Origin of the sequence: Streptomyces sp. NPDC002888, from assembly GCF_042888465.1 — a bacterium.
GTDB lineage: Bacteria > Actinomycetota > Actinomycetes > Streptomycetales > Streptomycetaceae > Streptomyces.
In genome coordinates this window covers 38,702-52,474 of record NZ_JBIAPU010000002.1, presented here as the reverse complement: position 1 = coordinate 52,474, position 13,773 = coordinate 38,702, and the positions used below count along the sequence as shown (strand labels likewise).

Here is a 13,773-nt window from a genome sequence, read left to right as displayed (position 1 = left end):
TGTCCGGAGGACATCACCCATGCCCCTTCACGCCCCCCGCTCCTTCACCGTGCCGTGGGGTTCCGAATCCGTACTCGTGTCCAATGTCGAGCCCACCCTGCCGGTCACGTCCCAGGACGTGGACCTGGCGAAAGTGGTCGCGGCGGGCAAAACCAACCCGGTGACCCTGCTCCCCGAGGGCGCCTGGCAGGCCGTCGCCCGCGCCACGACCGGCCCCGAGGGGGTGGCCGTACAGCTCCGGCCCACTGCCACGGACCCCGCCGGGCTGCTCATGGTGGAGAACGTCGACGGAGCGACCCTGCACTCGGTCGTCACCCGGGCCCACCTGAGCGAAATGCTGCCCGGCATCCAGCCGCGCACCGGCATGGAGGTGATGGAGATCCCCGACCCCCAGGTCCAGGGGATCACCGACGCCGACCGCCCCTGCGCGATCGTCCGGTACCGGTACCAGGACCTCGCCCACCTCCGCAACCACGTGTGGCAGACCATCCACGGCACCCTGTCGCTCAACAGCTACGCGCCCTCCGTCCTCGCCCGCAAGGTCACCCGCAACCTGATCACCCACCCCGTCGAGATCTCCTTCGAGGACGGCACCGAGTCCTTCCACGCCCTGGTCGTACGGGACGGCATCACCCGGCTGGCCAGTGCCTGGGCCGTGCTAGCCGGCCCCGACGCCGACGCGGCGGAGACCGCCCAGCTCACGGTGGACTCGCTCTTCGGCAAGAGCACCGCCGCCTCGTCCGGGCCGGGCGGCGGCCCTCTCGGCGAGCGGCTGGCCGCCGGCCGGGAGAGGTGGCGCCGGGGGCTCAAGGAGGAGTTCGCCCGGGACATCGCGGAGCAGGAGCCGGGGCCGCGCGCGGCCCAGATCGCCCAGACGTACGTCGTCCCGGCCCAGATCGCCGTCGGCGCCGAAGGACATCCGGGGCACCTGCTGGCCCCCGAGGACATCTTCGACGACGCGATCCGCTCCGTACTGGCCTCGGTACACGTCGAGTTCAAGCAGTGGGACGCGGCCGCCCAGAACGTCGAGGTCGCCACCCGCGCCCTCAAGCGCGTGATCCAGCTGGGCGACTCGCTGGTGCCGAAGGACGATCTCCAGGTCGTCTACGGTCTGGCCGTCGGCCGGATCCCCGTCGAGGAACTTCCCCGGGTCTTCGACCAGGAGCCGACCCCGCCCGGCACCGCCCTGTGGCGCAGCGTCTACCTGGTGCACGCCCTGACCCGGCCGGAGCTTCTGGAACCCCTCAAGGACCAGGCCAAGGCCATCAAGGGCGGCAAGCGGATGGGGCTGAAGGGGTTCGCGGAACTCCTCGGCCCGCTGATCGACCTGCCCTGGCGCTCGTACAAGAAGCACGTCACGACCCAGGCGCGCAACGCCTGGAACAACGGCGGTGTCCTCACCTCCGACGTCATCCAGGAGTGGGAGCCGCACCCCACGGACGACTTCACCTCCCTGGTGAAACCCGCACTGGACGGCGACATCGACGCCCGCTGCACGCTGGCCGTTGCGGGCGGGGTGGCGCTGATCGCCGACAAGCTGCTCACCCGGAACGTCGGATCGGCCCTCATGGCCGCCAAGGAGAAGGGCGGCGTCCCCTTCCGCGCCGACGTCAACCAGGTCATCGAGGACCTGTCCCAGCAGCACAACGAGCGGGGCCTGTGGATCCTCGCCCTCGCCGCCGAACGGTTCCGCAGCGACGCGCTGCCGGAGAACGCGGTGACGATGCGTCAGCTCATCCACAAGCAGAAGTCGGGAGGCGGCTCGAGCACCCCGTACGTCCACTTCAGGCTCGACCTCGACAGCCACGACAAGATCGAGCGGGACGGCAACGGCATGCCCGTGATGCTGCACCAGTGGGACGTCGTCTGGGCGTCGAACCCGGAGCGTGCGCGTAAGGCGCACCCGCCGAAGACGCGTCTCGTGCCGTCCCCGGCGAGCCCGGGGGGAGGGCCGATCTCCGGCCCGACGCCCATCCCGACGTCCATCCCGACGTCCATCCCGGTGACCGTTCCGGGCCCCGCCGCGGGCGACGAGTCGGAGGCCGACGGGTCCTCCGCGTCCGAGGCCGAGGGCGGGAACGTGGCCTCCGCGCCCGAGGACGGGAACGGGCCCTCCGCGCCGAGCACGCCCCTGCCCGCCAGTCAGCGTGCCGTCGAGCACCGGCAGGTGCTGCGCGAGAGCGTGACGACGGCCCGGGACGCCCTGGACCACCTGCAACTCCTGGAGCCGGAGGTCGGCGGCCACACCCCCATCGTCCCGATGACCGTCCTCGACGAGCTGCACAAGCTGTTGCTCGGCCTTCAGACGGACGTCGAGAACCTGCGCCGGAAGGTCAGCCGGGACGACGATCCGGAGCCGGCTCCGGAGGACGAGGACGCCCTCGACGACGTCGCCGTCTGACCCCCGCTACCCCTCGTCCATCCCGGCGAGGACCAGCGGCAGCCGATCCGCCCCGCCGTCGACGACCCGCACCGGAACTCCCCAGTCCTGCTGGTGCACATGGCACGCGGGGTACTCGTTGGCAGGGTCGTCGTCGCAGGACGCCGCCATCGCGGAGACGTGCAGGACGCCTTCCGTGAGAGCCGGGTCGAGCTCCAGGGTGCGGGAGAGGTCGGTGTCCGCTCCCTCACCGGCGAGCAGCAGGCCGGGCGGGGTGGAGGAGACCAGGAGGCGGGTGGAGGGGCCGTACCGCGTGTCGAGCTTCTGACCGACGGGGGCCTGGAAGATCACGTCCAGGCGGAGCTTGCCCGCGGCCACCTCGGTCGCCGCCCGCTGCGTGCGGTGGGCGATGGCCTCCACCCGTACCGCCTCCTCCGGCAGCCGCAGCCGGACCAGGCGGTGCCGGGCGGACTCGACGACCACGATGTCCTCGCCGACGAGAACCGCGTCGCTGGGCTCCCGCAGGTCCGTGGCGAGCGTGGTCACCTCGCCGGTCGCCGGGTCGTAGCGGCGCAGGGCGTGGTTGTAGGTGTCGGCGACGGCGACCGATCCGTCGGGGAGGGCCGTGACGCCCAGGGGGTGCTGGAGCAGGGCCTGTCCGGCGGGGCCGTCGCGGTGGCCGAAGTCGAAGAGGCCGGTGCCGACGGCGGTGTGGACGGCGCCGTCGAGGTCCACCCAGCGCAGGGCGCTGGTCTCGGAGTCGGCGAGCCACAGCCGCTCGGGGGTGGCGGCGAGCCCGGACGGCTGGGCGAACCAGGCCTCGGCGCCGGGCCCGTCGACGAGCCCCTCGTTGGTGGTGCCGGCCGCGACGGCGACGGTGCCGTCGGCCGGGTCGTACGCCCACAGCTGGTGCACGCCGGCCATCGCGATCCACACCCTGCCGCCGAAGACGGCCACGTCCCACGGTGAGGAGAGGTCGATCTCGCGGGCCGGACCGGAGGTCGGGGACCCCTGCCACCACTGCCGGCCCGTGCCCGCGAGGGTGGTGACCTCACCGGTGGCGAGGTCCAGACGGCGCAGGGCGTGGTTGACGGTGTCGGCGACGACCACGGAGCCGTCGGGCAGGAGGGCGAGGCCCTGCGGTTCGTTGAAGGACGGGGGTGCGTCGAGGGGCGCGGGTGTGTTGAGGGACGCGGGTGCGTCGAGGGACGCGGGTGCGTCGAGGGACGCGCCGTCCGCACCGCCGTCGGTGAAGCCTCGTGCGCCGGAGCCGACGCGCCGCACGACGCTCTCGCCGTCCTCGGCCAGCTCCACCAGTTGGTGCCGGGTGGTGTCGCTGACGAGGAAGTTCCCCGACGGCAGCAGGAGTGCCTTGCCGGGGAAGCGCAGCACGGTCGGCTCGGGTTCCGGCGCCACGTACGGCCCGTCGCCGCGCCGGAGGGTGCCCTTCGCCTCGTGCTCGGCCTCCAGTTCCGTGACGAGCCGCTCGATGGCGTGCACATGGCCCTCGCCGGCGTGCTGCGCCACGACGTACCCCTCGGGGTCGATCACCACGAGCGTCGGCCACGCGCGCACCGCGTACTGCTTCCAGGTGGCGAGCTCCGGGTCGTCGAGCACCGGGTGCTCCACCCCGTACCGCTCGACCGCGTCCACGACCGCCTGGTGCTCGGCCTCGTGCACGAACTTCGGGGAGTGCACCCCGATCACGACCACCGTGTCCGAGTGCTTCTCCTCCAGCTCGCGCAGCTCGTCGAGGACGTGCAGGCAGTTCACACAGCAAAACGTCCAGAAGTCCAGGACGACGATGCGTCCTCGCAGGTCAGCGAGGGTGAACTGCTTCCCGCCCGTGTTCAGCCAGCCGCCCTTGCCGATCAGCTCGGGGGCGCGGACACGGACGCGACGGGGTGCGGAGTCGGGTACGGAGTCGGTCATGGATCCAAGGGTGCCACCCGGGTCCGACACTCAGGTCAGCGCGTGTCCGGTGGTCGCGTCCACGTGGTCGGGGACGGTGTCGTGGCGGTCGCCGACCGTGAGGGTGCCGGTGGGTTCGAGGACGAGGAGGGCGGTGGGGGTGGGGGCGTAGGGCTTGTGTTCCGTGCCGCGCGGGACGGTGAACACGGAGCCCTTGGGGAGGACGACCGTGCGCTCGCCGGCCGGCTCCCGCAGGGCGATGTGCAGTTCGCCCTCCAGGACCAGGAAGAACTCGTCGGTGTGGTCGTGCGCGTGCCAGACGTGCTCGCCCTCGACCTTCGCGATGCGTACGTCGTAGTCGTTGACGGCGGTGACGATACGGGGGCTCCACAGGTCGGTGAAGGAGGCGAGGGCTGCGGGGAGGGAGACGGGTTCACGCGGTTCCTTGGTCATGCCCGTCATCCTCGGGCGTACCCCATCACCCGTACGAGTGCTAGAAATCGCACATGTCGCAAGGATCCTCTCAGCCCCACCGAGTCGTACTGGTCGTCGACGAGAACTCCAACCCGTTCGAGATGAGCTGCGCGATCGAGGTGTTCGGGCTGCCGCGGCCGGAACTCGGGCGCGTGCTCTACGACTTCCGGCTGTGCGCGGACGGGCCCGCCACGCGGATGCGGGACGGGTTCTTCACGCTCACCGGGGTCGCGGGACTGGAGGCGGTCGAGGAGGCGGACACGCTGATCGTGCCGAACCGGCCCGACACGGAGGCTCCGCGTTCTCCCCGCGTCCTGGACGCCGTGCGCCGTGCACACGCGCGTGGCGCCCGGCTCGTCGGCTTCTGCTCGGGCGCCTTCACGATGGCGGAGGCGGGGCTGCTCGACGGGCGGCGGGCGGCCTGCCACTGGATGTGGGCGGAGGCGTTCCGGACGCGGTTCCCGCGCGTGCGCCTGGAACCGGACGTGCTCTTCGTGGACGACGGCGACATCCTCACGGCGTCGGGCAGTGCGTCGGCGTTGGACCTGGGCCTTCACGTCGTACGACGGGACCATGGCGCCGAGATCGCGAACGCCGTCTCCCGGCGGCTGGTGTTCGCCGCGCACCGGGACGGCGGACAGCGGCAGTTCGTGGAACGGCCGGTGCCCGAGGTGGCGGACGAGTCCCTCGCGCCGCTGCTGGCGTGGGCGCAGGAACGGCTGGGCGAGCCGCTGACGGTGGCGGGGCTGGCGGCACGCGCGGCGGTGTCCCCGGCCACGCTCCACCGGCGCTTCCGCGCGCAGCTCGGGACGACTCCACTCGCGTGGCTGACGGGGGAGCGGGTGGCGCTGGCGTGCCGGCTGATCGAGCGGGGCGAGGAACGGCTCGACGTCGTCGCCGCGCGCAGCGGGCTCGGTACGGCGGCGAACCTGCGGGCGCGGCTGCGGCGCGAGACGGGGCTCAGCCCATCGGCCTACCGGCGGCGTTTCGGACCGGCCGTGGGGGAAGCGGTAAGCGCATGAGATTCCTCGTACGCGACCGGCTCCTCGGCATCGGTGACGACTACTGGATCGAGGACCAGCAGGGCAACAAGGTCTTCCTCGTCGACGGCAAGGCGCTGCGGCTGGGGGACACCTTCGAGCTGAAGGACCGGGACGGGCGCGTCCTCATCGACATCCACCAGAAGATGTTCGCCCTGCGGGACACCATGGTCATCGAGCGGGACGGCGAGCCCCTCGCGAGGATCCGCCGCAAGCGGCTGTCCCTGCTGCGCAACCACTACCGCGTCTCCCTCGTCGACGGCACCGAACTCGACGTCAGCGGCAAGATCCTCGACCGCGAGTTCGCCATCGAGTACGACGACGAACTCCTCGCCGTCATCTCCCGCCGATGGCTCCACGTACGCGAGACCTACGGCGTCGACGTCGTCCGCGACGACGCGGACCCGGCCCTGCTGATCGCGGTGGCGGTGTGCGTGATCCAGATGGCGGAGAAGGAAAGCGAGTCGGACTGAGGAAATTGCTCATCCGTCGAGCCGCGGGCAGTCGTGCCGCTGGGGCGGCTCCCGACCCACAGAAGGCGGCACCCCGTCGGTGCCGGGCGGCGCGACCCACCCCCGCCCAGCGACAACGCCGGTTCAGCCTCCCGGAACGGTTCAGCGTCGAGGCGCGTCCAGCCCCAGCACCCGATCCTTCAGCGCCGGGAACTGCTCCCGGGTGGCGCCCACCTTCGCCGGGTCGAACTCCACGGACAGGACCTCCTCACCGGCTCCGGCCTCGGCCAGGATCTCCCCCCACGGATCCACCACGATCGAGTGACCCGCCTGTGGAACCCCCGCATGCGTCCCGGCCGTTCCACACGCGAGGACGAACGCCTGGTTCTCCACGGCCCGCGCCTGAGCCAGCAGCGTCCAGTGCCCCCGGCGGCGCTCAGGCCACCCCGCGGGCACGACAAGGGTCTGCGCCCCGGCGTCGACCAGCCCACGGAAGAGTTCAGGGAAACGGAGGTCGTAGCAGGTGGCAACCCCCAGCGTCGTCTCCGGCAGACGCACCGTCACCAGTTCCCGCCCCGCCCCCATCAGCACGGCCTCGCCCTTGTCGAAGCCGAAGCGGTGGATCTTGCGGTAGGCGGCGACCAGATCACCGGAAGGAGAGAAGACGAGCGACGTGTTGTACAACGGCCCCTCACCCGCGGCGGAGCCGCCTTCGGATGGAGCCCGCTCCGGAATCGAGCCCGCGTGCAGCCACACGCCCGCGTCGCTCGCCGCCTTGGCCATCGCCTCGTGCGTCGGCCCGTCCAGCGGCTCGGCCTCGGTGCCGAACCCCTCGTACGCGAACGCGCCGGTCGTCCACAGTTCGGGCAGAACGACGAGGTCGGCCCCGGCCTGCTCCCGTACCAGCGCGGCCACCCGCCGCCGCCGGGATTCGACCGATTCGCCTTCGTCTACTGCGATCTGGATCAAAGAGGCGCGCACACTACCACCGTCCTGGCATTCGAGTCGTCCACACGGGCCTACGATCGTCACACGAAAGCACTGCCGGGGTGCCTCACAGCAGCGTAACTTAGCGTTCCAAGACACCCGCGACATCAGCCACCTCCCACTGGCAACGCCGCCACATCCGCCCGTGTACCGACCGCCAAGGGGTCCCGTTCCGTGAGTCTGCATCCCACTCTTCAGCCCTACGCCGACGCCTGGACCCATTCCATCGAAGCGATATCCGAGCTGGTGCTGCCGCTGGTGGAAGCAGACTGGAACCGCCGCACGCCATGCCCGGGCTGGTCGGTGCGCGACATCGTGTCGCATGTCATCGGCCTGGACTGCGAGATGCTCGGCGACCCGCGCCCCATCCACTCGCTCCCGCGCGACCTGTTCCACGTCACGAACGAGCAGCAGCGCTACATGGAGATGCAGGTCGACGTCCGCCGTCACCACACGGCGCCGGAGATGACGTCCGAGCTGGAGTACACGGTCATCCGCCGCAACCGCCAGCTGCGCAACGAGTCCCGTGACCCCGGTACGAAGGTGCGCGGCCCCCTCGGCGCCGATCTCACCCTCGAAGAGTCCATGCGCGGCCACGCGTTCAACGTGTGGGTGCACGAGCAGGACCTGCGCGCGGCCCTCGGCGCTCCCGGCAACCTCGACTCCCCCGGCGCGCACGTCGCCCGTGACGTGCTCCTCGCCGCGCTCCCCTCGGTCGTCGCCGAACGGGCCGACGCGCCCCGCAGTTCGGCCGTCGTCTTCGACGTGCACGGCCCGATCGAGTTCCTGCGCACGATAAGGGTCGACATCCAGGGCCGCGGCACCCTCGAAACGGTCCCCGCTCTCGGCCCTGCCGCCTCCCTCACCCTCGACTGGGAGACGTACGTCCGCCTGGCCTGCGGCCGGGTGACCCCGGAGTCGGTCGCCGACCGCCTCAAGACGGAGGGCGACCAGGAGCTGGCGGCGGCGATACTGCGCAACTTCCCGGTGACGCAGTAGCCCTGTCCCGGCACTCGTTTAATCGGTGTGCCGTCCATGCCATCCCGGAATAGCGTGCGCCTCATGACGGACATCGACATCGACAGCACCACCGCGCCCGACGCCGCCGCTTCCCACCCGGCACCCCCCACACCCGCCGACGGCCCGCCCCGCCTCACCCGCCTCACCTTCCACGGCCCGCTGTCCGAAGCCCGCGCCACGGAGCTCGTGCGGCGGCTCGCCGCGCCGGGGCCCGGCACGGTCCTCGACATCGGCTGCGGCTGGGGCGAGCTGATGCTGCGCGTCCTGGAGGCCGTACCGGATGCGCGGGGCACCGGTGTGGACCTCAACGGCGACGACCTGGCGCAGGGCCGGCGCAATGCGGCGGCGAGAGGGCTCGCCGGCCGGGTGGAGTTCGCGGAGGAGTCCGCCCTGGCGACGGAGCGCGGGCCGGCCGACCTGGTGCTGTGTCTGGGCTCGAGCCATGCCCTCGGCACGGCCACGCCTCCCGGGCACACCGCCGAGGCTCTTCGAGAGCTGCGCCGGCTGGTGGCGGACGGCGGGCGCGTACTGCTCGGCGAGTGCTTCTGGGAGCGTGTCCCGACCGCGGCCGAGCTGTCCGGGATGTGGCCGGAGGCCAGGGCCACGGATCAGTACGACCTCGCCACGCTGGTCGACCTCGCGGTGGCGGCGGGATTCCGGCCCGAGTGGATCGAGACGGCGAGCCTGGACGAGTGGGAGGCGTTCGAGTCGGCGTACCAGGCGGACGTGGAGGTGTGGCTCGCGGAGCACGGCGAGCACCCGCTGGCCGCCGGGACCCGCGAGCGCGTCGACCGGCACCGCGCCCAGTGGCTGAACTACCGCGGCATTCTGGGGATGGCATACCTCACGCTCGTCCCGGTCCGCTGAGCGGCAGGCGTCACGCCGGCACGTGCACCGTCTCCACCCGGCTCGCGACCAGGCGCTCGCGCTCCCTGCGCGCCGCCCGCCTGCGCAGGCGGAGGATCTGGGTGATGCCCAGGGCCTGGAGGACGAAGACGGCGGAGAAGGCGATCGTGTAGTCGTCACCGGTGGCGTCCAGCAGCACCCCGACCGCGAACAGCGTCGTCATGGAGGCGGTGAAACCGCCCATGTTGGTGATGCCGGACGCCGTCCCCTGACGCTCCGGCGGGTTCGCCGGGCGGGCGAAGTCGAAGCCGATCATGGAGGCGGGGCCGCACGCGCCGAGCACCGCGCACAGCGCGACGAGCAGCCACATCGGCGCGCGGTCGCCGGGGTAGGCCAGCGTCGCCGCCCACACCAGCGCGGTCGTGCCGACGGTCCCGAGGGCGAGCGGCAGGCGTGCCCCGTGGTGCCGGGCGATGAGCTGACCGTAGACGAGGCCGATGACCATGTTCGACACCACGACGAGGGTCAGCAGCTCACCCGCCGCGGCCCGGCTGAGCCCCTGCGCCTCGACCAGGAACGGCAGCCCCCACAGCAGCAGGAACACCATCGCCGGGAACTGGGTCGTGAAGTGCACCCACATCCCGAGGCGCGTCCCCGGTTCCCGCCAGGACGCGGCGATCTGCCGCCGTACGTACGCCGCCCCCAGGTGCGGCATCGGCGCGGGCTCGTGCCCCTCGGGGTGGTCCTTCAGGAAGAGCAGCAGGAGGACGAGGACCACGACACCCGCGACCGCGCTGCCCGCGAACGCCGCCGTCCAGCCGATGCCGTGCAGCAGCCGGGCCAGGACGAGGGTGGAGACCAGGTTGCCCGCCATCCCGGCCAGGCCCGCCATCTGCGCGATCACCGGTCCGCGCCGGGCCGGGAACCAACGGGTGCCGAGCCGCAGCACGCTGATGAACGTCATCGCGTCACCGAGGCCGAGCAGCGCTCGCGAGGCGAGGGCCGTGCCGTACGACGGCGAGAACGCGAAGCCCAGCTGTCCGGCCGTGAACAGCACGACGCCGATGCCCAGCACCTTCTTGGTGCCGAGCCGGTCCACCAGCAGGCCGACCGGTATCTGCATCCCCGCGTAGACGAGGAGCTGGAGGATCGAGAACGTCGACAGGGCCGAGGCGCCCACGTGGAAGCGGTCGGCGGCGTCGAGGCCGGCGACCCCCAGGGACGTACGGAAGATGACGGCGACGAAGTAGACGGAGACGCCGATGCCCCAGACGGCGACGGCGCGTCGGCCGCCCGGCGGATCACCCGGAAGGGTGGAGTTGGCCGACGAGCCCGCTCCGGCCCTCATCGGACCTCGCCCCGTGCCAGGTGCGAGAACCAGCCGATGTGCCGGTGGACGATCGCGACGGCCTCCTCGGCGTCGCCGGAGCGCAGCGCCCGCAGGATCTCCTCGTGTTCGGCGAGGGTCTTGGAGATGCGGTCCGGGTGGGAGTGCATGATGGCGACGCCCATGCGCAGCTGGCGGTCGCGGAGCTGGTCGTAGAGGCGGGAGAGGATCTCGTTGCCGCCGCTGCGGACGATCTCGGCGTGGAAACAGCGGTCGGTGACCGCGGCCCCGGCCAGGTCGCCGGCGGCTGCCTGTTCCTTCTGCCGCGTGAGCAGTTCTTCAAGGCGCTCGACGAGGCCCAGCGGGGCGGGTACGGCCTTGCGCAGGGCGTGCTCCTCGACGAGCAGCCGGGTCTCCACCACGTCCGCGATCTCCTGCGCGGAGACGGGCAGGACCAGGGCGCCCTTCTTCGGGTAGAGCTTGATCAGCCCCTCCACCTCCAGCCGCAGCAGCGCCTCGCGCACCGGGGTGCGCGACACCCCGACGGCCTCGGCGAGCTCGCCCTCGGTGAGCAGGGTCCCGCCCTCGTAACGGCGGTCCAGGACGCCCTGCTTGACGTGGGCGTAGACGCGGTCGGCTGCGGGGGGCTGCTTGACGGGGGCGGGCGGGGCGGAGGGCATGTCCACAGGATAGATACAACACGTACGCATGAGGGGGGACGTCCACGATGCGGACGCCGAGGAGCCCGTCGGCGGTGCGTTATCGAACCCCGCCCGAGAACTCGCACAACCATCTGTGCTACTTACGTGTCACACACGTGCGGCCCCTCTTTCTTCCCCCACCAACTGGGCCGTACACAAGGGGCATTCACAGCAATTGGGGTATCTCAGTTGATCACCGGCATTAAGAGCATTCGCTTCCGCAGGGCCGCCGCGGTCGCCGTCACCACCGGCGCCGTGCTCGCTACCGGAGCCCTCACTGCGGCACCCGCGCAGGCCGTTGCCACCCCCACGATCGCCGCGAAGACCGGCTTCGTGATGAACAACGCCAACGGCGCCCAGCTGTACGGGAAGGGCGCCGACACCAGGCTCTCCACCGGCTCCACCACGAAGATCATGACCGCGAAGGTCGTGCTGGCGCAGCGCAACCTGAACCTCGACGCCAAGGTCACGATCCAGAAGGCGTACAGCGACTACATCGTCGCCAACAACTACGCCTCCAACGCCAAGCTCATCGTGGGCGACAAGGTCACCGTCCGTCAGCTGCTGTACGGGCTGATGCTGCCCTCCGGCTGTGACGCCGCGTACGCCCTGGCCGACACGTTCGGCACGGGCACCACGCGCGCCGCGCGCGTGAAGTCGTTCATCGGCAAGATGAACACCGAGGCGAAGAACCTCGGCCTGAAGAACACGAACTTCGACTCCTTCGACGGCATCGGTCACGGCGCCAACTACTCGACGGCGAAGGACCTGACGAAGATCGCCAGCAGTGCGATGAAGAACGCCAATTTCCGCGCGATCGTCAAGACCAAGAAGTACACCGCGAAGACGACCACCAAGACGGGCAGCACCCGCACCATGGCGGCGTGGGAGAACACGAACACGCTGCTCAGCAGCTACAGCGGCGCGATCGGCGTGAAGACCGGCTCCGGCCCCGAGGCCAAGTACTGCCTCGTCTTCGCCGCCACCCGCGGCGGCAAGACCGTCATCGGTACGGTCCTCGCCTCCACCGGCATCCCCCAGCGCGCCACCGACGCGACGAAGCTCATGAACTACGGCTTCGCCAAGCTGAGCTGAGCTGAGCGGAACCGAGCTGAGCTGAACTGAGCCGGCAGCAGAGAGCCGCGCACCCCGGTCGGGGTGCGCGGCTCTTCGCTGTTACGCCCAGGTGATCAGGCGCTTGGGGTTCTCCAGGATCGCCGCGATGTCGGCGAGGACCTTGGAGCCCAGCTCGCCGTCGACCAGGCGGTGGTCGAAGGAGAGGGCCAGGGTGGTGACCTGGCGGGGCTTGACCTTGCCCTTGTGCACCCAGGGCTGGAGTTTGATCGCGCCGATCGCGAGGATCGCCGACTCGCCGGGGTTGAGGATGGGCGTGCCGGTGTCGACGCCGAAGACGCCGACGTTGGTGATGGTGACCGTGCCGGCCTGCATGGCGGCGGGGGACGTCTTGCCCTCCCTCGCCGTCGCCACCAGGTCTCCCAGGGACTCCGCCAGTTGCGGCAGGGTCTTGGCGTGGGCGTCCTTGATGTTGGGGACGATGAGGCCGCGGGGGGTGGCCGCCGCGATGCCCAGGTTCACGTAGTGCTTGACCACGATCTCCTGGTTGGCCTCGTCCCAGGACGCGTTGATGTCCGGGTTGCGCCTGATGGCGACCAGCAGGGCCTTGGCGACCAGCAGCAGCGGGTTGACCCGCAGGCCCTGCATCTCCTTGTCCTGCTTGAGCTCCTCGACCAGCTTCATCGTGCGGGTCACGTCGACCGTCACGAACTCCGTGACGTGCGGAGCCGTGAAGGCCGAGCCGACCATCGCCGCGGCCGTCGCCTTGCGCACGCCCTTGACCGGGATGCGCGTCTCGCGGGCCGCGTCGTACGCCGGCACAGGTGCCTGGGGCGCCGCGACGACCGGTGCCGCCACCGGCGCGGGAGCCGGCACGGGCGGTGCCGCCGCCGCGTGGACGTCCTCGCGGGTGATGATGCCGCCCGGGCCGGACGGGGTGATCGTCGCCAGGTCGACGCCCAGGTCCTTCGCCAGCTTGCGCACCGGAGGCTTGGCCAGGGGGCGCTTCTTGGCAGCGGCGGGAGCGGCGGGAGCGACCGCGCCGCCGTGGCCGTTCAGCTCCGTCCGGAGCGCCGTCGACGCCTCCTGGACCGGGGCCTTGGGGACCGGGACCTCCGGGCCCTTGCGGGGGCGGCGCTTGGTGGAGGAGGCGGCCACGCCGTAGCCGACGAGGACCGGCTGGCGTTTCGCGCCCGCGCTCGTGCCCGAGGCCTCCGGCTTTGGCTCTTCCTTCGGTGCCGTCGTCTCGGCGGGGGCTGCCGGTGCCTCCGCCTGTGCCTGAGTCGGGGCCCCGCCTGCCACGTCCACCGCGATGATCGACGTGCCCACATCCACCGTGGTGCCCTCGGTGAAGTGGAGTGCGCGGACCACGCCGTCGTAGGGGATGGGGAGTTCGACGGCCGCCTTGGCGGTCTCGACCTCGCAGACCACCTGGCCGTCGGTCACCGTGTCGCCGGGCTGGACGTACCACTTGAGGATCTCGGCCTCGGTGAGTCCCTCACCCACGTCGGGCATCTTGAACTCGCGTACGGACGCTTCTGTCATCGTCGTCACGACCCTC

General features: G+C 71.2%; 12 protein-coding genes. 6 read left to right on the top strand and 6 right to left on the bottom strand.

What is annotated here, in order from left to right:
• The first annotated feature begins 19 nt into the window (after window positions 1-19).
• Window positions 20-2,401, top strand: coding sequence for a hypothetical protein (locus tag ACFYWX_RS03195; RefSeq protein WP_389422221.1), 2,382 nt, complete (start codon window positions 20-22; stop codon window positions 2,399-2,401).
• A gap of 6 nt (window positions 2,402-2,407) precedes the next feature.
• Here the strand turns inward: ACFYWX_RS03195 and ACFYWX_RS03190 are convergent, their stop codons facing one another.
• Complete coding sequence (locus ACFYWX_RS03190; protein ID WP_389422220.1) at window positions 2,408-4,312, bottom strand: NHL domain-containing thioredoxin family protein; 1,905 nt, start codon at window positions 4,310-4,312, stop codon at window positions 2,408-2,410.
• 30 nt (window positions 4,313-4,342) lie between these two features.
• Complete coding sequence (locus ACFYWX_RS03185; protein ID WP_389422219.1) at window positions 4,343-4,744, bottom strand: cupin domain-containing protein; 402 nt, start codon at window positions 4,742-4,744, stop codon at window positions 4,343-4,345.
• 53 nt (window positions 4,745-4,797) lie between these two features.
• Here ACFYWX_RS03185 and ACFYWX_RS03180 point away from each other — a divergent pair, with 53 nt between their 5' ends.
• Together ACFYWX_RS03180 and ACFYWX_RS03175 are read left to right on the top strand one after the other, a co-directional pair.
• The gene (locus tag ACFYWX_RS03180; protein ID WP_389422218.1) at window positions 4,798-5,787 is read left to right on the top strand and encodes a GlxA family transcriptional regulator; all 990 of its coding nucleotides are present in this window, start codon (window positions 4,798-4,800) and stop codon (window positions 5,785-5,787) included.
• Window positions 5,784-6,278, top strand: a complete 495-nt coding sequence (locus ACFYWX_RS03175; RefSeq protein ID WP_389422217.1) for an LURP-one-related/scramblase family protein — start codon at window positions 5,784-5,786, stop codon at window positions 6,276-6,278. Before ACFYWX_RS03180 ends, ACFYWX_RS03175 begins: the two co-directional genes overlap by 4 nt.
• 141 nt (window positions 6,279-6,419) lie before the next feature.
• On the opposite strand, the gene ACFYWX_RS03170 is transcribed toward ACFYWX_RS03175, so the two are convergent.
• Window positions 6,420-7,238: a carbon-nitrogen family hydrolase gene (locus ACFYWX_RS03170; RefSeq protein WP_389422216.1), complete on the bottom strand. Its 819-nt coding sequence runs from the start codon at window positions 7,236-7,238 to the stop codon at window positions 6,420-6,422.
• A gap of 180 nt (window positions 7,239-7,418) precedes the next feature.
• On the opposite strand from ACFYWX_RS03170, the gene ACFYWX_RS03165 reads away from it, so the two are divergent.
• Both ACFYWX_RS03165 and ACFYWX_RS03160 read left to right on the top strand, forming a co-directional pair.
• Window positions 7,419-8,243: a maleylpyruvate isomerase family mycothiol-dependent enzyme gene (locus ACFYWX_RS03165; RefSeq protein ID WP_389422215.1), complete on the top strand. Its 825-nt coding sequence runs from the start codon at window positions 7,419-7,421 to the stop codon at window positions 8,241-8,243.
• Window positions 8,244-8,306: 63 nt separating this feature from the next.
• Window positions 8,307-9,131, top strand: coding sequence for an SAM-dependent methyltransferase (locus tag ACFYWX_RS03160; protein ID WP_389422214.1), 825 nt, complete (start codon window positions 8,307-8,309; stop codon window positions 9,129-9,131).
• Between the two features lie 10 nt (window positions 9,132-9,141).
• Here the strand turns inward: ACFYWX_RS03160 and ACFYWX_RS03155 are convergent, their stop codons facing one another.
• Both ACFYWX_RS03155 and ACFYWX_RS03150 read right to left on the bottom strand, forming a co-directional pair.
• Complete coding sequence (locus ACFYWX_RS03155) at window positions 9,142-10,458, bottom strand: nitrate/nitrite transporter (protein WP_389422213.1); 1,317 nt, start codon at window positions 10,456-10,458, stop codon at window positions 9,142-9,144.
• Entirely contained in the window at window positions 10,455-11,117 is a 663-nt protein-coding gene (locus ACFYWX_RS03150; protein WP_389422212.1) for a GntR family transcriptional regulator, read from the bottom strand. Before ACFYWX_RS03150 ends, ACFYWX_RS03155 begins: the two co-directional genes overlap by 4 nt.
• A 210-nt stretch (window positions 11,118-11,327) precedes the next feature.
• Here ACFYWX_RS03150 and ACFYWX_RS03145 point away from each other — a divergent pair, with 210 nt between their 5' ends.
• Window positions 11,328-12,233 carry a D-alanyl-D-alanine carboxypeptidase family protein gene (locus ACFYWX_RS03145; RefSeq protein ID WP_389422211.1) on the top strand — a complete coding sequence of 302 codons (906 nt, stop codon included), beginning with the start codon at window positions 11,328-11,330 and terminating at the stop codon, window positions 12,231-12,233.
• 81 nt (window positions 12,234-12,314) lie between these two features.
• Here the strand turns inward: ACFYWX_RS03145 and ACFYWX_RS03140 are convergent, their stop codons facing one another.
• A complete protein-coding gene (locus ACFYWX_RS03140) occupies window positions 12,315-13,766 on the bottom strand; it encodes a dihydrolipoamide acetyltransferase family protein (RefSeq protein WP_389422210.1) in 1,452 nt (483 codons plus the stop codon).
• Window positions 13,767-13,773: the final 7 nt, after the last annotated feature.